The sequence below is a fragment of the Streptomyces gilvus genome (assembly GCF_022513565.1).
GTDB classification, from domain to species: Bacteria; Actinomycetota; Actinomycetes; order Streptomycetales; family Streptomycetaceae; genus Streptomyces; species Streptomyces gilvus.
In genome coordinates, this window is the sequence record NZ_JAKWBE010000003.1 from 296,545 (window position 1) to 312,731 (window position 16,187).

Sequence of the window (16,187 nt, forward strand, 5' to 3'; positions counted from 1 at the left end):
GGAGGGATGCCGGGACGCGCTCGTCGTACTGACGCACAGTGAGCGCCATGGAGACGCAAGAGGAGGGCCGGCGGCCAGGGGCCGGGCGCCGGATGCTGATCGCCGTCGTGGCGGGGTGTGCCGTGCTCGGCGGGGGGCTGGCGTTGTGGCCGTGGGAGCGGCCGGACGCGCACCGGCCCGTCGCACCGGCGCCGGGGGCCCAGGCGCTCACCGCCGTCACCACGGGCGTCCCGGCGGGTCTTCCCGAGCTGGCGGCGCTGATCGGGGGGCGCCAGGCGCGGGTGCGGGCCCGGCCGGCGGACGCGGTGTCGTGGGCGGTGCTGGGGAGCGCCTATGTGGAGCGGGGGCGGCGGACGGCGGACGCGGCGGACTATCCGCGGGCCGAGCAGGCGCTGGAGACCTCGCTGCGGGTGCGGCCGAGCGGGAACGCCGAGGCGCTGGCCGGGATGGCGGCGCTGGCGAACGCCCGGCACGACTTCCCGTCCGCGCGGATGTGGGGCGAGGCGGCGCTGAGGCCGGCGCCGAAGCGGTGGACGACGTACCCGCTGCTGATCGACGCCTACACCGGGCTCGGCGACCACAACGCGGCGAAGCGGACCCTGGACCGGCTGCTGGAGCTGCGGACGGGGCCGGCCGTGCAGGCGCGGGCGGCGGCGGTCTACCGCGACCGGGGCTGGCGCGAGGACGCGGCGGCCGCCCTCACCGACGCGGCGGCCGCGGCCCGCTCCCCCGCCGAGCGGGCCCAGTGGCTGGAGCGGACCGGACAGCTGGCCTTCGAACGCGGTGACCTCCAGGACGCGCTGCGGCACTTCCAGGAGGCCGTCCGGGTCGACCCGGACCAGCGGGCCGCGCAGGCCGGGCAGGGGCGGACGCTGGCCGCGATGGGCAGGACGACGGAGGCGCTGAGCGCGTACCAGGTGGCGCTGGAGAAGCAGCCGTGCCCGCAGTACGCCCTGGAACTGGGCGAGTTGTACGAGTCGCTGGGGCTGGGGCAGGCGGCCCGGGCGGAGTACGACCAGGTGCGGGCGCTGGTGCGCAGGGACCGGTCGGGGGGCGTGGACGACGAGCTGGTGCTCGGGGTGATGGAGACCGACCACGGGGACCCGGCGACGGCCGTACGGCGGCTGCGGGCCGAGTACGCGCGGCAGCCGGGGATCGCCGTGGCCGACGCGCTGGGCTGGGCGCTGCACCGGACCGGTGACGACAAGGAGGCGCTGCGGTACGCGACGGTGGCGACGGACAAGGCGCACGGCGGTGGGGTGCGCAGTGCGCTGTACGCGTACCACCGGGGCATGATCGAGCGGGCGCTGGGGCAGAACGGGTCGGCGCGGCTGGATCTGACGGAGGCGCTGCGGATCAACCCGTACTTCTCGCCGCTGGACGTCCCGGTGGCGCGGTCGGCGTTGGCGGCCCTGGGTGAGCCGCCGGACGAGCCGGTGCCCACCGCCCGGGCCACCCCGCAGAGTTAGGAGGACGGCTCGCTGTCGTCCTTGACGTAGATCGAGAAACGGCGCGATCCGAGCTGTCCGGAGGCGAGGCCGATGTACAGCTTCGGGTCGGCGCCGCCGCGCAGGCCGAGGCCCTCCGGTTCGCGGTAGGTGAGCGAGTACCCGGCCTGGGTGCGCATCCGCTGGAGGAGTTTCCCGGAGTGGATGTCCAGGCAGGAGAGATAGGCGTTGCCGTGTTTCGCGGGCGGGTTGGTGACGTCGTCGTAAGCGGTTCCGGCCAGTTGGTAGACGTGGTCGCCGTGCAGGGCGTACCCCTGGAAGGCGATGTCGGGGTCGGGATGCAGTCCGGTCTGCGCGAAGTCGGCGAGCGGGTCGTCGTACTTCTTCGCGAGGAACACGTCGAGGTCCCAGACCCGGTAGCGGGGCAGGCCCTTCATGCGGTGGCGGACGGCGATGCGCTTCGACGTCATGCACACGGAGGGCTGGTTGCTGGTGGAGCCGGCTATCGGCTTGAGTATCTCGACGTCCGCGTTGGTGCGGGTGGCCCGGTCCGCGAAGCGGAAGCGGGTGACGCCGCGGCCGTAACCGCCCCTGGCGTCGCACTCGGTCCAGATCCAGGCGGTGCCGTCGGCGTCGTTCTGCACGCCCATGCTGACGCCGTGCCCGAAGCCCTTGAGGTACATGTACCCGAGCCGGTTGCCCTGGTAGTCCAGCCGGTTGAGGCAGAGATCGCCGGCCTCGTGGCCGGTGGCGGTGATCTGCAGGACGTACAGGTGTTTGTTGTGCTCGTCGAAGGCGAACGACTGCAGGACCGTCGGCTCCTTGAGTGTGGCCTTCTTGGACAGCCAACTCTTCGACGGGACCGCCAGGTTGACGCGTGTGGGCACCTTGCTCCCTCAAGTCCTGTGGGCACCCCCTCGGCACCCGCAGGACTTGAGAGTGTCAACCGGCGTTCACCGGTTGCAAGGTTTCGGGTTCACAGGTTTCCGCGCTTGGCCTGCTCCCGCTCGATCGCCTCGAAGAGGGCCTTGAAGTTGCCCTTTCCGAAGCCCATCGAGCCGTGCCGCTCGATGATCTCGAAGAAGACGGTCGGCCGGTCCTGGACCGGCTTGGTGAAGATCTGCAGCAGATAGCCGTCCTCGTCGCGGTCGGCGAGGATCTTCAGCTCGCGCAGGGTGTCCACCGGCACGCGGGTGTCGCCGACCCACTCGCCGAGGGTGTCGTAGTACGAGTCGGGGGTGTCGAGGAACTGCACACCGGCCGCGCGCATGGTCCGTACCGTCCGGACGATGTCGTTGGTGTTCAGCGCGATGTGCTGGACGCCGGCGCCGCCGTAGAACTCCAGGTACTCGTCGATCTGGGACTTCTTCTTGGCGACGGCGGGCTCGTTGATCGGGAACTTGACCTTGAGCGTGCCGTCGGCCACCACCTTCGACATCAGCGCGCTGTACTCGGTCGCGATGTCGTCGCCCACGAACTCCTTCATGTTCGTGAAGCCCATGACCTTGTTGTAGAAGCCCACCCACTCGTTCATCCGGCCGAGTTCGACGTTGCCGACGCAGTGGTCGATGGCCTGGAAGGTGCGCTGGGCGGGCGGCTCGACGATCGGGGCGGCGGCCACGAAGCCCGGGAGGTAGGGGCCGTCGTAGCCCGTGCGCTCGACCAGGGTGTGGCGGGTCTCGCCGTAGGTGGCGATCGCGGCGAGGACGACCGTGCCGTGCTCGTCCTTGAGCTCGTACGGCTCGGCGACGCTCTTCGCGCCGTGCTCGAGCGCGTAGGCGTACGCGGCGCGGGCGTCCGGGACCTCGATGGCGAGGTCGACGACGCCGTCGCCGTGCTCGGCCACGTGCTGGGCGAGGAAGTGGCCCCAGGTGGTGGCGGGCTTGATGACCGAGGTGAACACGAAGCGGGCGGAGCCGTTCTCCAGGACGTAGCTCGCGGTCTCGCGGCTGCCGTTCTCCGGTCCGGAGTAGGCGACCAGCCGCATGCCGAAGGCGGTGGAGTAGTAGTGCGCCGCCTGCTTGGCGTTGCCTACGGCGAAGACGACCGCGTCCATTCCCTTGACCGGGAAGGGGTCGGCCTGCCGGGCGGTGTCGGGAGTGTGGTGTGTGGTCTGCGTCATATGCGCAGCGTGGACCGTGCGGGCAAGGTGCGCAATAGTTCGCGTAATCGCTGGACAATGTGTTCAGTACGGGGCCCCGGTTGGCGGCTCTTCTGTACAGGATGACCACCGGCTGAGGAGGCTGCTGTGGCGATCGACGGACTGGACGGCCGGATCATCGTGCTGCTGGCGCGGGAGCCGCGGATCGGGGTGCTGGAGATGTCCCGGCGGCTGGGGGTGGCGCGCGGGACCGTGCAGGCGCGGCTGGACCGGCTCCAGTCGAACGGAGTCATCCGCGGCTTCGGTCCTCAGGTGGACCCGGCGGCCCTCGGCTACCCCGTCACCGCCTTCGCCACGCTGCAGATCCGCCAGGGCCAGGGCGCCGACGTACGGGCGCACTTGGCGACCGTGCCGGAGGTGCTGGAACTGCACACCACCACTGGCAGCGGGGACATGCTGTGCCGGCTGGTGGCCCGCTCGAACGCGGATCTCCAGCGGGTGATCGACCGGGTCGTCGGTATCGACGGGATCGTCCGGGCCGCCACCGCGATCGTGATGGAGAACCCCGTCCCGTTGCGGATCATCCCGCTGGTGGAGCAGGCGGCACTGGACGAGGAGGGTGCCTGACCGACCGGCGGGGGTGAGCGCGGGGCGGGGCGGGGACTTGCGGCGCGGGGACTGCGGGAAGAGTTACAAAGAAGGCGTTGCAAAGGACCCTTTGCAACGCTACCTTTGCATGTATGGCCGAGCAGCCCGAAGAACGCCGTATCCACACTCTCGACGCCCGCTCCCTGCGCGGGCTGGCCCACCCCCTGCGCATGCAGCTGCTGGACGCACTGCGCTTCGGCGGTCCGGCCACCGCTTCCCAACTCGCCGAGAGACTGGGCGAGTCGAGCGGAGCCACCAGCTACCACCTGCGTCAACTCGCGGCGCACGGTTTCGTGGAGGACGACCCCGAGCGGGGCAAGGGGCGGGAGCGGTGGTGGCGGGCCGCCGTCCAGGGGCTCGCCTTCGACGACAGCCTCCTCACCGATGCCAACCCCGCCGTGCGCGGAGCCGCCGACACCTATCTCCACGAGGTCGCCACCGCCCAGGGCCGGGAACTGGCGACCTGGATCGGCACCCGCCAGGACTGGTCCGAGGAGTGGAACAAGCGGTGGGACATGAGCAGCATGACCCTCCGCCTCACCCCCGACCTGACCCGTGAACTCGTCGAGAAGATGCACGCCCTCGTCGAGAGCTACCGCGATCTGCCCGCCACCGAGGACGACCCGCAGGCGGAGACGATCCGCGTGCAGACGCGCGCCTTCCCCCTGACCACGGACTGAGAGGCCTGCCCGCCATGCACCCGGAAACCCACCTCACCCTCCACCACGCCCGAGCCGCCGAGCTCCGCGCCGAGGCCGCCGCCCATCGGCTCGCGACGCAGGGCAGGGTCCCGCTCGATCTGCGCACCCGGCTGGGCTGGACCCTCGTCGACGTCGGGCTTCGGCTGGTGTCCGCGAAGCGGCCGGTGCTGGTCGGCTAGGGGCTCTCCCAGGTTCTAGCAGCTCGGTACGGAGTGCTTGCCGTTCTCCAGTGCCACCAGGGAGTCGACGGCGCCCTTGAGCGTCGTCACCGGGACCAGGCGCAGCCCCTTCGGCAGTTCCGACTTGGCGTCGCCGCACTCGTCCTTCGGCACCAGGAACACCGTCGCCCCGTCCCGCCGCGCGGCCTGCGTCTTCAGCGCCACGCCGCCCACCGCGCCGACCTTCCCGTCGGCGCTGATGGTCCCGGTGCCGGCGACGGTACGGCCCCCGGTCAGATCGCCCCCGCTGCCGTTGCCGTCGAGCTTGTCGATGATGCCCAGGGTGAACAGCAGCCCCGCGCTCGGGCCGCCCACGTCGGCGAGTTTGAGGGTGACCTTGACGTCCTTGGCGTTGAGGTCGAGGTACTTCAGGGCCGCCTGTGTCGCCGCGTCCTGCGACTCCTTCATCTGCGCGGTGTTGTGCTGTTGGATCTCCTTCGTGCTCTGCCCGCTCGGATAGACCGAGTCGCGCGGCATCACGGCCTGGTCCGTGGCGAACCAGGCGGAGAGCACGTCCCCGAGGGAGACCCGGGTGTCCGGGTTGGTCGCCTCGATGGTCGTCATCCGCAGCTGCCCGCTGGTCTGCCGGGTCTTGGCACCGGAGATCGTGATGACCGGCGTGCCCTGGTTGTCCCCGAGGACGTTCGCCGTCATCCCGGGCTGCGCCAGTGAGAACGGCAGCGGCGCGAACACGGCCGTGGCGATCAGCGCCACGACGGGCGCGGCGCAGACGGCGAGGGCCTGGGGGCGTGTGAGGCGAGAGAGCACGGGATCAATCTAACGTGACGGTGACTTCCGGCCAGGCGTCGGTCGGGCGACGGTCAGCTCACGTACAAGTCTCGCCGCTCCCGCGTGAAGCGCCGCAGTGCGTCGGGCAGCGGTTCGATACCGATCCCGGGGGCGGTCGGGACAGGGAGGTGGCCGTCCTGGAGGACGAAGGGCTCGGTGATGTCCTCGGCGAAGTAGCGGGAGGAGGCCGAGGTGTCGCCGGGGAGGGTGAAGCCGGGGAGGGCGGCCAGGGCGAGGTTGGGGGCGCGGCCGACGCCCGTCTCCAGCATGCCGCCGCACCACACGGGGACACCGTGCGCGTGCGCCACGTCGTGGATGCGGCGGGCCTCCAGGTAGCCGCCCACCCGCGCGGGCTTGATGTTGACGACCCGGCACGCCTCCATCGCGATCGCGGAGGCGGTGTCACGGGCGTTGTGGAGGGACTCGTCGAGGCAGACACGGGTCGTGAGGCGCCGCTGGAGCTGTGCGTGGGCGTGGAGGTTGTTCTCCTCCAGCGGCTCCTCGATCAGCAGCAGCCCGAACTCGTCCAGCCGCCTGAGGTGCTCGGCGTCCGCGAGCGTGTAGGCCGTGTTGGCGTCGACCTGGAGGGGCAGGGCGTCCCCGAAGCGGTCGCGCACCGCCCGTACCGGCTCCACGTCCCAGCCCGGCTCGATCTTCAGCTTGATGCGGACGTACCCCTCGGCGAGGTAGTGCTCGACGTCGTCCAGCAGCTGGGGGACCGAGTCCTTGATGCCGACGGAGACGCCGGCGGGGACCCGGTCGCGGACGGCTCCGAGGTAGGTGGCGAGGGACATGCCGTACGACCGCAGCTCCGCGTCGAGGACCGCGGTCTCCAGTGCCGCCTTCGCCAGCTCGTGGCCCTTGGTCTTCGCCACGGCGGGGGCCAGCGCGGCCGTGGTGAGGTGAGGGAGGGCGGTGGCGCGCGGCAGCAGGAAGTCCCGCAGCACGATCTCCGCGCCGGCCACGAACTCGGAGCAGTACCGCGGCTCGGGGTCGGCGGCGAACTCCGACCAGCCCTCGGCCTCGTCCGTGACGACGTGCAGCAGGAAGGTGTCCTTGGTGGTCATCGTGCCGAAGGAGGTGCGGAAGGGGGAGACCAGGGGGATCGCGACATGGACGATCTCGACGCGTTCGAGCTTCATTCGGTGGAGTCCTTCCGGGGCGTCCGGGTGAGCGTGTACCAGCCGTCGCGGGACATCCCGGTGGCCGTGAACCCCTGCGCGAAGGCCTCCGTGAACACCTCGCGGACGGCGTGCCGCCAGCGCAGGGCGAGGCGGGGGTCGGCGGAGCGCAGCTTGACCACGTCGTCCGGGACGCGGCACCAGACGTGCCGGTCGGCGCGGTCGCGCCGGGCCAGCGTCCCGCCGTCGGGGGCCGTGTGCGTGGCGGGCGCCGTCTCTCGGTCGCCGGTCTCGTCCGGTGTCCGCGGCCGGGCGAGTTCCCAGGTGACGGTGAGCCGGTCGCTCTCGTCGCCGTCGTTCACGCCGTCGGCCATGGGGCCGTAGAAGTCGACGAGGTACTCGGTGCCGGTGGCGCCCAGTTTGACGAGGTTGAAGCGGGCGTTGCGGCCGATCAGCGGGTCGAAGGTCCAGCGCATGGTGCGCGCGCCGAGGTCCAGCGCCCAGGCCCGCTGGGCCTGCTTCACGTGGTACCCGAGACCCTGGTCGGCGGCGGCGACCAGCGAGTACGTGGCCCGGTCCGGCCCGAACACGGCGGCGGACGCCCCGGCGAGCCGGGTCCCGTCGTAGGCGGCGTGCACGGCGCCGCCCGCGTGGACGAGGCTGCGCAGCACCTCGGCCGGATAGGGCGGGGAGCTGCGCGGGGTCTGCCACACGTCGCTGAAGTGGTCGGCGACGGCGGTGAGGCCGGCGACGTCGTGGACGGTGCGGATGGTCACTCCGGGCGGGCGGTCGAGCGTCATGCGACGAGTCTCGTCGGCGGGTGCGGCCCGCACATTGTGCGAGCGGACAAGGCGCGCGTACGTTCGTTTCCGGATCGGCCAACGGTTCGCCCGTTCACCACCGGCCCCAGGAGGAACCCATGGACGCCTGCACGCTCGGCGACCTCCTGGACGTCATCGGCGGACCCTCCGTCCGCCTGCACACCGCCCCCGCCGGACTCACCGTCCCGGTCACCGAGGCGCTGCTGTACGACGCCCACGCCCCGCAGCCGCACGCTCCGGGCGCGCTGCTCCTGGCGGTCGGCGTGCGCGCGGCCGCGGCCGGGCCGCTGGTCCGCGTCGCCGCACGGGCAGGGATGACCGGGCTCGTCGTACGCGGCCCGGACGGCCCGGTCGGGGAGGCCGAGACGCACGGCGTGGCGCTGCTGTCGGTCGGCGAGGACGCGGCCTGGCACCAGGTGCACCTGCTGCTGTCCTCGGCGATCGGCGCCGCCCGGCCCACGCCGTCGGCCGGCGGTCTCGGTGACCTGTTCGCGCTGGCGGACGCCGTCGCGGCGGCGACCGGCGGGGCGACGGCCGTGGAGGACCCGCGCCGACGGATACTCGCCTACTCCACCGTGCCCGGGCAGCCGGTCGACGAGGACCGCCGGCAGGGCATCCTCGGCCTGTGGGTCCCGGACGGCGCGGCCGACACCGAGCAGTACCGGGCGCTGTTCGCCGCGCCGGGCCCGCTGCGGCTGCCCGCGTTGCGCGACGGTGACCTGCCCCGTCTCGCGGTCGCCGTGCGCGCGGGCGGCGAGACGCTGGGCTCGGTCTGGGTGGTCGACGACGGCACGCTCGCACCCGACGCCGAGGAGACCCTGTCGCAGGGCGCGTCCACGGCGGCGCTGCTCCTGCTGCGGGCCCGGGCGGCGCAGGAACTGGCCCGCCACCACAACAGCGACCTGCTGCGCCGACTGCTCGACGGCACGGCGGACGCGGCTTCAGCCGCGCAGCGCCTGGGCCTCGACGGGCCGATGCGGGTCGCCGCGTTCGCCCTCGACGCCGCGAGCCTGCCGGACGCCGAGCAGACCGCCCTGCGCCTGCTGGACGTCGTACGGCTGCAGTGCGAGGCGCGTTACGGGCGGCACGCGTGTGTGCCGGCCGACGGGGTGGTGTACGCGGTGCTGCCGGGGCCCGGGGCGCGCCACAAGCGGCTGGCCGAGGACATCGTGGCGCGGGCGGGGCAGGCGCTTCGGGTGTCGGTGCGGGCGGGGCTGGGGGACGTGGTGGCGGGGCCGGCGGAGCTCGCGGGGTCGCGTCGGGACGCCGAGCTGGTGCTGCGGGTGCTCGGGCCGGAGCTGCCGGTGGCCACGCTGGACGAGGTGCGTGCGCGGGTGACGCTGCTGCGGCTCGCGGAAGTGCTGGGCGAGCGGCGGGAGTTGAGCGAGGGCGCGTGGCGGCGGGTGCTGGCGCACGACGCGGAGCACGGCACCGACTACGCGCACACGCTGGTCAGTTGGTTCGACGCGGGCTGCGACATGGCGGGGGCGGCGAAGGTGCTCGCCGTGCATCCCAACACCTGCCGCTACCGTCTGAGGCAGGCGCAGCGGCACGTCGGGATCGACCTCGACGACCCCGACGAACGGCTGGTCCTGTGGCTTCAGTTGAGGACCCTGGCGGGACTCACGACAGCCACGCCCTGAGCCGTTCCGGGGGCGCGGTTCGGCGCGGGGCTTCGGCGGTCCTTGGAGGACGCGGTTCAACGCATGGCCTCGGTGGTACCCGACAGCGCCGTTCACCATGGGGCTTGGGTGGCCTCGGGTGACGTGGGTCAGCGCAGGGCTTCGGCGACCTCCGGGGGCGCGGTTCGGCGCGGGGCTTGGCGGCCCCCGGGTGGCGTGCGTCAGCGGAGGGCTTCGGCGACCTCTCGGGCCGCGTCGACGACCCGGGGGCCGACCCGTTCCGGGACCGCGTCGGCCAGCATCACGACGCCGACGCTGCCCTCGACGCCCGTGACCCCGAGCAGCGGGGCCGCCGCTCCGCTCGCGCCGGCCTCCAGCTCCCCGTGGGTCAGCGTGTACCCGGGCTCCCCCACGGGCTTGGCCCGCGCGGAGAGGATCGCCCGGCCGGCGGCGCCCCGGTCGAGGGGGTGCCGGAAGCCCGCCCGGTAGGCCACGTGGTAGTCCGTCCAGGTCGGCTCCACGACGGCGACGGCCAGTGCGTCCGCCCCGTCCACCAGCGTCAGATGCGCGGTCGCCCCTATGTCCTCGGCGAGCGAGCGCAGCGCCGGCAGCGCGGCCTCGCGCACCAGCGGATGCACCTGCCGCCCGAGCCGCAGCACGCCGAGTCCGACCCGGGCGCGGCCGCCCAAGTCGCGCCGTACGAGCGCGTGTTGTTCGAGCGTGGCGAGCAGCCGGTACACAACGGTCCGGTTGACGCCCAGTTTGTTGGAAAGCTCGGTGACGGTCAGCCCATGGTCCGTGTCGGCCAGCAGCTTGAGGACACGCAGTCCTCGGTCGAGCGTCTGAGAGGTCTCCGCGGTCACGACGCCCACTCCTCCAAGTGGTGAGGTCGACGGCCTCCGCGCGACGATGCGTCACCGAGTCCCGTCAGTGACGCGCAACAGAGGCCGCCGATCGGCCGGCGGTCCGGCCGATACCGGACCGCGTCGCTTCACGGCTGCGCTCCGCGGCGGCGCTGCCACGGGGCGTGTGCGTAGCGGGACATTAGCGGTGCGGGTTCGCTGAGCGGAAGTCTCCGTCCAGAATCCGGGCACCGGCCGGGACGGACTACCTCTGTTTGTCCTGGTATGGACGGTGCGCCACCGCGTCCCCGCGGGCCACCCGCGTCACTTCATGCGGGTCGCCCACTCCTGCACCTTGGCGATCCGTTGCCGCAGCTGACCGGCCGTGGCCTCGGCGCTCGGCGGACCGCCGCACGTGCGCCGCAGCTCGGTGTGGATGACACCGTGCGGTTTGCCGCTCTGGTGGACGTACGCGCTGACCATGGTGTTGAGCTGCTTGCGCAGCTCCATCATCTCCTTGTGCGAGACCACGGGCCGCCGCTCCGCGGGCAGCTCCAGCAGATCGGCCTCGGCGTCCGGCTTCTTGCGGCTGTGCGCGATCTGCCGCGCCTGCCGCTTCTGCAGCAGCAACTGCACCTGGTCGGGTTCGAGGAGTCCCGGGATGCCGAGGTAGTCCTGCTCCTCCTCGCTGCCCGGGTGGGCCTGCATGCCGAACTCGGCGCCGTCGTACAGCACCCGGTCGAAGACGGCCTCGGACTCCAGCGCCTCGAAGGCGAACTGCTCCTGCTCGCCGGTGTCCTCGTCCTGCTCCTTGTTCGCCTCCTCCATCTCCTTCTCGGACTCGGCGTACGGGTCCTCCTCGCCCTCCTTCTTCGGCTTGTCGAGGGCGTGGTCCCGCTCGACCTCCATCTCGTTGGCGAAGGTGAGCAGGTCCGGGACGGTCGGCAGGAAGACGGAGGCGGTCTCGCCGCGGCGGCGTGAGCGCACGAAACGGCCGACGGCCTGGGCGAAGAACAGCGGGGTGGAGATGGTGGTGGCGTACACCCCGACCGCGAGCCGCGGCACGTCGACGCCCTCGGACACCATCCGTACGGCGACCATCCACCGGTCGTCGCTCTGGCTGAAGTCGTCGATCCTCTTCGAGGCACCGGCGTCGTCGGACAGCACGAGGGTCGCCCTGCTGCCGGTGATCTCGCGGATGAGCTTGGCGTAGGCGCGGGCGGAGTCCTGGTCGGAGGCGATGACGAGGGCACCGGCGTCCGGGATGCCCTTCCTGACCTCGGTCAGCCGCTGGTCGGCGGCGCGCAGCACGCTGGGCATCCACTCGCCGCGCGGATCCAGGGCCGTACGCCACGCCTGGCTGATCGCGTCCTTGGTCATGGGCTCGCCGAGCCGCGCGGCGATCTCGTCGCCGGCCTTGGTCCGCCAGCGCATGTTGCCGCTGTAGGAGAGGAAGATGACGGGCCGCACGACGTGGTCGGCGAGGGCGTTGCCGTAACCGTAGGTGTAGTCGGCGGCCGAGCGCCGGATGCCGTCGTTCCCCTCCTCGTACGTGACGAAGGGGATCGGGTTGGTGTCGGACCGGAAGGGCGTACCGGTGAGCGCGAGACGGCGGGTGGCCGGCTCGAAGGCCTCCAGACAGGCCTCGCCCCACGACTTCGAGTCACCGGCGTGGTGGATCTCGTCGAGGATGACCAGGGTCTTGCGCTGCTCGACGCGGTTGCGGTGCAGCATGGGCCGCACGCCGACGCCGGCGTAGGTGACCGCGACCCCGTGGTAGTCCTTGCCGAGCGGGCCCGCGCTGTACTCGGGGTCCAGCTTGATCCCTATCCGCGCCGCCGCTTCCGCCCACTGCTTCTTCAGGTGCTCGGTCGGCGCGACCACGGTCACCTGCTGCACGACGTGGTGGTGCAGCAGCCAGGAGGCGAGCGTCAGCGCGAAGGTCGTCTTGCCGGCGCCGGGGGTGGCGACGGCGAGGAAGTCACGCGGCTGCTCCTGGACGTACTTCTCCAACGCCCCCTGCTGCCAGGCACGCAGCTTGCTGGCGGTGCCCCAGGGGGCGCGGCCGGGGAAGGCGGGAGAGAGGTGGTGGGAGCTGGCGGCGGTGGTAGTCACGGTCTCCGTGGGTGGGGTCGGGCGGCTCGGTTTGCGTGGGTTGAGGTGGGGCTCGGCTAGGTATGACAACCGGGCCACCCTACCGGCGGCCCCCTCCTGTCCATGCGCGTACCGGGCCGGGTCGCCCATGGGTGGGACCGAGGTCACAGTCGGCGCGGAAGGCTGCTCACAGCCCCCTCCGTCACCGCGTGGCGTGCCCGGCGGCCCGCACCCGCGTCGCCACCCACGCGCCCACCAGCGCCATCGCGGCCATCGGCAGGAACACGGCGGCGAAGGCGGCCGGATGGTGTCCCGCGCCGGAGGCCGCGGCCGCGGTCGCCGTGTGGGACACGGCCCCGCCGCCCAGCGCCGCGAAGGCCGCGCCGCCCGCCGCCAGCATGACGACGTTGGACAGGCCGTCCGAGATCTGCAGCGCGGCGGAGTTGGCGCCGGCCTCCTCGGGGGCGGACAGCTGGAGCAGCAGCACGCTGGTGGAGGCGATCACCAGGCCCATCCCGAAACACCCGAACGCCCAGGCGACCGCCACGGTCCAGGCGGGCACGGAGTCGACCAGCACGCTCGGGGCGGCGGCGATGGCGGCGGCCACCAGCACCATCCCCACCACCATCAGCCGTTCCCGGTACGGCTGGACGCGCGCCCGCGACTGCACCCAGGACCCCAGCGCCCAGGTCACCCCGCCCGCCGCGAGGGAGAACCCGGCGAGCGTCGGCGACAGGCCGCGCTGGGTGACCAGCATCAGCGGCACGAAGGACTCGGCCGCGATGAACGACCCCGCCGCGACCCCGCGCAGCAGCACCACCGACGGCAGCCCGCGCACCGCGCGGTACGTGCCGCGCGGGAGCAGTCCCCGTACGGCCGGCACGAGCAGTGCGGTGCCCGCGAGGGCGGGGAGGAGGGAGAGCGGGCGCAGGTCCTGGGCGGCGTACTGCAGGAAGCCGGCGCCGAGGGAGATGGCGAGCGCGAGTCGGATGCGCCGCCGGTCGACGGAGGCGTCCGCGCGGCCGTCGACCGGGCCGGCGGCCCGGCGCCGTATCTGCGGCAGCGCGATCGCCAGCGGGAAGACGACGAGCACCGGGATCCCGAGGAACACCCAGCGCCACCCGAGGTGTTCGGTCACCGCGCCCGCGGCCAGCGGGCCCACCACGGACGGTACGACCCAGCTCGCGGCGAAGGCCGCCATGATCGCGGGCCGCAACCGCTCCGGATAGGCCCGCCCGACGACGACGTAGAGGGCGACGATCACCAGCCCGCCGCCGAGCCCCTGCACGGCCCGCCCGAGGACGAACACCCACATGACCCCGGCGGTCCCGGCCACCACCAGCCCGGCGGCGAACGCGCCGATCCCGGTCGTCAGCGCCCCGACCGGCCCCCGCCGGTCCGACCACTGCCCGGCGAGCACCATCCCGAACAGGCTGGTCGTGAAGTATCCCGAGAACGCGAACGCGTACAGCCCGACCCCGTCCAACTCCCGCGCGGCGACGGGCATCGCGGTCCCCACGGCGGTCGCCTCGAAGGCGATGAACAGCACGACGGACACGATCCCGACACTGAGCGCCCGGTAGGCCCGCCCCAGCACGCTGTCACCAGCGGTTCCCTCTACGACTACGGCATCACGCGGCTCCAGGACGGTCATGCCCGCCAGCGTAAGGTCCACAACCCCCATTGACCCCTGTCGAGGGTCCCGTCCGCCCTGCGACCTTGGTCGTAGTCCCCTTTCATGAACGGCGTATGTCAGTCCCGTTGCGGCACCCCGCTTCCCCTTGAGCCCCGCACCCACCCCGCCCTACGGTCATCTCAACGACACGGCCGTGTGCCCGAGTGGTTCAGGGACTCGCCTGCAAAGCGAGTTACGCGGGTTCGATTCCCGCCACGGCCTCTTAGCGGAGCGCCCGGTCAGAGGACCCCGCCTGGTTCGTCCTGGAAGGCCCGGGTCCAGTAGTGCCAGTCGGCCGCGGTCGCCGTGGCGGTGGCCGTCGGGTCGATCGACGTGAGGACCTGGAGCATGGTGGCGGCCAGTTGGTCGTAGGCCTCGGTGGACAGCTCGTGGGAGAGCGCCCGGTCGATGGTGCGCTCGCGGTGGTGCAGCCACAGGGTGAAGGCCAGGGTGGAGACGTCCGTGTTGAGCGGGTAGAGCCTCGCCTCGGGCTCGCTCCAGTTCAGGACCTCGCCCGTGGCGCCGTCCACCACCAGGCTGTTGTCCTCGACCAGGTGACCGAGGCGTATCAAGTGGTCGGCCCTGGCCGGGAGTTCGAAGGGGGACGCGGTGCCGGGGCGGTCGTCGGCCGCGTATTCGGACAGGGTCTGGAGGGGGACCTCGGTGTCCAGGTGGAACAGGACCGTCCGCTCCGGCAGGCCCGTCTCGCGCAGGAAGCGGCGGGTCGGCTCATGGGTGAGGGTCGACGGGAAGTCGACGTCCTCGTAGCGGGCCACGCGCCCGTGCCCGAACTCCTCGTCCAGGAGGCGGGCGGGGACGTCCAGGGTGAGGCCGGAGTCCGTGCCGGGGCCTGCCGCGAGGGCGAGGGGGCGGATGAGCGCCGCGGCCTTCCAGTACGGCGGGACCCGGCCGTCCGTGTCCTCCTCGAACAGGGCCAGCAGCCGGCGGGAGGCCTCGGCCGCGGCCTTGGTGCCGTGGCGGCCCGCGTAGGACGCGAACTGGCCGCGCAGGTCGGCCAGTTCCTCGGTCACCGTCGCGAACCGCACCAGCGCCTCCAGCGAGGGCGCCAGCGGGCGGCTGTCCATCAGCTCGAAGAGGTACGCGGTGCTGATCTCGCCGGTGCCGCCGTCGAGGAGGATCGACTCCGGGTCCATGCCGGCCGGGGCGAGGAGCTCGCCTATCACCAGCTGGTCCCGCAGCTCCACCGGGAGGTCGGGGTCGTCGGCGTCGGTGGACTGGGCCACCGTGCGCAGGCCGCGCCTGTTCAGGGCCGTGAAGGTCAACAGGGCGCTGTCGGAAGGGAGTCCGGGGCCCGTCAGCCGGTGCCGCGTCGGCGCGTGCGTGACGTACGGATCGAGTTGGTCCTCGGTGAGTCTGATCACCCCGACGGCGGTGTCGGTCCTGCTCATTGCTTCCCCCGCGTGTGCTGCATCACATGAACTTCGTCGCGTGTGGGCTCGGCTGCCGACCGTCACACACCGGCCGCCACACACCAGCCGTCACCCACTGCCCAGAACACTACGCCCCGCCACTGACAACGCCCTGGAATTACCTCGGGCCGACACATCCCAGGACGCTCAGCGCACCCTCGCCCGTTCCCGCCCCGCGAGAATCGCCTCCACCGTCTCCCCCACGCTCAGCGTCGTGGTGTCCAGCCACAGCCCGAGCCTCGGCGTCGGCCCGCGCAGCACCCCGTCCAACTCCGCCACCGTCCAGGCCCCGTACCCCGTCTTCGCCCGCCCGGCCTCCCGCGCCGTGACCGTCTCGGGGCTCGGCGCCAGGACGACGAGGTACAGGGGGCGGGTGCGGAACAGGTCGACGTACGCGGTCAGGTGCTCCCCGAGGACGACGTCCTGCACCACCACCGTGAAACCGGCCTCCGCGTACGCGTCCGCCGTGTTCGCCGACAGGCGGTGGCGCAGGCGGAGTTGGGTCTCGGCCTCGGTGCCGGCGGTCGGGGTGCAGTCCTCGCGGCCGGAGACGATCATGCGGCGGAAGGTGTCGCCACGCACGTGTGCAGCGCGCGGCAAGCGTTCCGCGAGCGCCTGGGAGACCGTCGACTTGCCGGACGCCATGACTCCCGTGACGACGACCACGCCTCGCACCG

General features: G+C 72.4%; 15 protein-coding genes and 1 tRNA gene. 6 read left to right on the plus strand and 10 right to left on the minus strand.

Annotated elements, in window-relative coordinates; genetic code table 11:
* The first annotated feature begins 47 nt into the window (after positions 1-47).
* Positions 48-1,469: a tetratricopeptide repeat protein gene (locus MKW14_RS07850; protein WP_240860229.1), complete on the plus strand. Its 1,422-nt coding sequence runs from the start codon at positions 48-50 to the stop codon at positions 1,467-1,469.
* On the opposite strand, the gene MKW14_RS07855 is transcribed toward MKW14_RS07850, so the two are convergent.
* The gene (locus MKW14_RS07855; RefSeq protein WP_240860231.1) at positions 1,466-2,335 is read right to left on the minus strand and encodes a phage baseplate protein; all 870 of its coding nucleotides are present in this window, start codon (positions 2,333-2,335) and stop codon (positions 1,466-1,468) included. The genes MKW14_RS07850 and MKW14_RS07855 overlap by 4 nt on opposite strands.
* An 89-nt stretch (positions 2,336-2,424) precedes the next feature.
* On the minus strand, positions 2,425-3,570 hold the full coding sequence (hppD, locus tag MKW14_RS07860; RefSeq protein WP_240860233.1) for a 4-hydroxyphenylpyruvate dioxygenase: 1,146 nt from the start codon (positions 3,568-3,570) through the stop codon (positions 2,425-2,427).
* 126 nt (positions 3,571-3,696) lie between these two features.
* Between hppD and MKW14_RS07865 the strand changes: the two genes are divergently transcribed.
* From MKW14_RS07865 to MKW14_RS07875, 3 genes are all read left to right on the plus strand, one after another.
* Complete coding sequence (locus MKW14_RS07865; protein ID WP_240860235.1) at positions 3,697-4,176, plus strand: Lrp/AsnC family transcriptional regulator; 480 nt, start codon at positions 3,697-3,699, stop codon at positions 4,174-4,176.
* 113 nt (positions 4,177-4,289) lie between these two features.
* Positions 4,290-4,877, plus strand: coding sequence for an ArsR/SmtB family transcription factor (locus tag MKW14_RS07870; RefSeq protein ID WP_240860237.1), 588 nt, complete (start codon positions 4,290-4,292; stop codon positions 4,875-4,877).
* Positions 4,878-4,891: 14 nt separating this feature from the next.
* On the plus strand, positions 4,892-5,077 hold the full coding sequence (locus MKW14_RS07875) for a hypothetical protein (protein ID WP_240860240.1): 186 nt from the start codon (positions 4,892-4,894) through the stop codon (positions 5,075-5,077).
* A gap of 15 nt (positions 5,078-5,092) precedes the next feature.
* Here the strand turns inward: MKW14_RS07875 and MKW14_RS07880 are convergent, their stop codons facing one another.
* Genes MKW14_RS07880 through MKW14_RS07890 form a run of 3 tightly spaced genes read right to left on the minus strand, consistent with a single transcriptional unit; the run spans position 5,093 to position 7,826 of the window.
* Positions 5,093-5,884: a YlbL family protein gene (locus MKW14_RS07880; RefSeq protein WP_240860243.1), complete on the minus strand. Its 792-nt coding sequence runs from the start codon at positions 5,882-5,884 to the stop codon at positions 5,093-5,095.
* Positions 5,885-5,937: 53 nt separating this feature from the next.
* Positions 5,938-7,047, minus strand: a complete 1,110-nt coding sequence (menC, locus tag MKW14_RS07885) for an o-succinylbenzoate synthase (RefSeq protein ID WP_240860245.1) — start codon at positions 7,045-7,047, stop codon at positions 5,938-5,940.
* Positions 7,044-7,826 carry a chorismate synthase gene (locus MKW14_RS07890; RefSeq protein WP_240860247.1) on the minus strand — a complete coding sequence of 261 codons (783 nt, stop codon included), beginning with the start codon at positions 7,824-7,826 and terminating at the stop codon, positions 7,044-7,046. Before MKW14_RS07890 ends, menC begins: the two co-directional genes overlap by 4 nt.
* A 119-nt stretch (positions 7,827-7,945) precedes the next feature.
* Between MKW14_RS07890 and MKW14_RS07895 the strand changes: the two genes are divergently transcribed.
* Entirely contained in the window at positions 7,946-9,490 is a 1,545-nt protein-coding gene (locus tag MKW14_RS07895; protein ID WP_240860250.1) for a PucR family transcriptional regulator, read from the plus strand.
* A 200-nt stretch (positions 9,491-9,690) separates the two neighbouring features.
* Here the strand turns inward: MKW14_RS07895 and MKW14_RS07900 are convergent, their stop codons facing one another.
* The 3 genes from MKW14_RS07900 to MKW14_RS07910 form a co-directional block, all read right to left on the minus strand.
* Entirely contained in the window at positions 9,691-10,332 is a 642-nt protein-coding gene (locus tag MKW14_RS07900; RefSeq protein WP_133046296.1) for an IclR family transcriptional regulator, read from the minus strand.
* Positions 10,333-10,635: 303 nt separating this feature from the next.
* Entirely contained in the window at positions 10,636-12,426 is a 1,791-nt protein-coding gene (locus tag MKW14_RS07905; protein WP_240860252.1) for a DEAD/DEAH box helicase, read from the minus strand.
* Between the two features lie 181 nt (positions 12,427-12,607).
* Positions 12,608-14,059, minus strand: a complete 1,452-nt coding sequence (locus MKW14_RS07910; RefSeq protein WP_240860254.1) for an MFS transporter — start codon at positions 14,057-14,059, stop codon at positions 12,608-12,610.
* Between the two features lie 171 nt (positions 14,060-14,230).
* Here MKW14_RS07910 and MKW14_RS07915 point away from each other — a divergent pair.
* Positions 14,231-14,302: transfer RNA gene (locus MKW14_RS07915), tRNA-Cys, on the plus strand.
* A 17-nt stretch (positions 14,303-14,319) separates the two neighbouring features.
* Here the strand turns inward: MKW14_RS07915 and MKW14_RS07920 are convergent.
* Together MKW14_RS07920 and MKW14_RS07925 are read right to left on the minus strand one after the other, a co-directional pair.
* Positions 14,320-15,489: an SUKH-4 family immunity protein gene (locus MKW14_RS07920; RefSeq protein ID WP_240860256.1), complete on the minus strand. Its 1,170-nt coding sequence runs from the start codon at positions 15,487-15,489 to the stop codon at positions 14,320-14,322.
* A gap of 168 nt (positions 15,490-15,657) precedes the next feature.
* Positions 15,658-16,185, minus strand: coding sequence for an AAA family ATPase (locus tag MKW14_RS07925; RefSeq protein WP_240860258.1), 528 nt, complete (start codon positions 16,183-16,185; stop codon positions 15,658-15,660).
* Between the last annotated feature and the right edge of the window lie 2 nt (positions 16,186-16,187).

What these genes read in the sequence shown, in the direction of transcription:
- MKW14_RS07850 (WP_240860229.1), top strand. Translation starts at nt 48, where the DNA reads ATGGAGACGCAAGAGGAGGGCCGGCGGCCAGGGGCCGGGCGCCGGATG.
- hppD (WP_240860233.1), bottom strand. Translation starts at nt 3,570, where the DNA reads ATGACGCAGACCACACACCACACTCCCGACACCGCCCGGCAGGCCGAC.
- MKW14_RS07870 (WP_240860237.1), top strand. Translation starts at nt 4,290, where the DNA reads ATGGCCGAGCAGCCCGAAGAACGCCGTATCCACACTCTCGACGCCCGC.
- MKW14_RS07875 (WP_240860240.1), top strand. Translation starts at nt 4,892, where the DNA reads ATGCACCCGGAAACCCACCTCACCCTCCACCACGCCCGAGCCGCCGAG.
- menC (WP_240860245.1), bottom strand. Translation starts at nt 7,047, where the DNA reads ATGAAGCTCGAACGCGTCGAGATCGTCCATGTCGCGATCCCCCTGGTC.
- MKW14_RS07890 (WP_240860247.1), bottom strand. Translation starts at nt 7,826, where the DNA reads ATGACGCTCGACCGCCCGCCCGGAGTGACCATCCGCACCGTCCACGAC.
- MKW14_RS07895 (WP_240860250.1), top strand. Translation starts at nt 7,946, where the DNA reads ATGGACGCCTGCACGCTCGGCGACCTCCTGGACGTCATCGGCGGACCC.
- MKW14_RS07910 (WP_240860254.1), bottom strand. Translation starts at nt 14,059, where the DNA reads ATGACCGTCCTGGAGCCGCGTGATGCCGTAGTCGTAGAGGGAACCGCT.
- MKW14_RS07920 (WP_240860256.1), bottom strand. Translation starts at nt 15,489, where the DNA reads ATGAGCAGGACCGACACCGCCGTCGGGGTGATCAGACTCACCGAGGAC.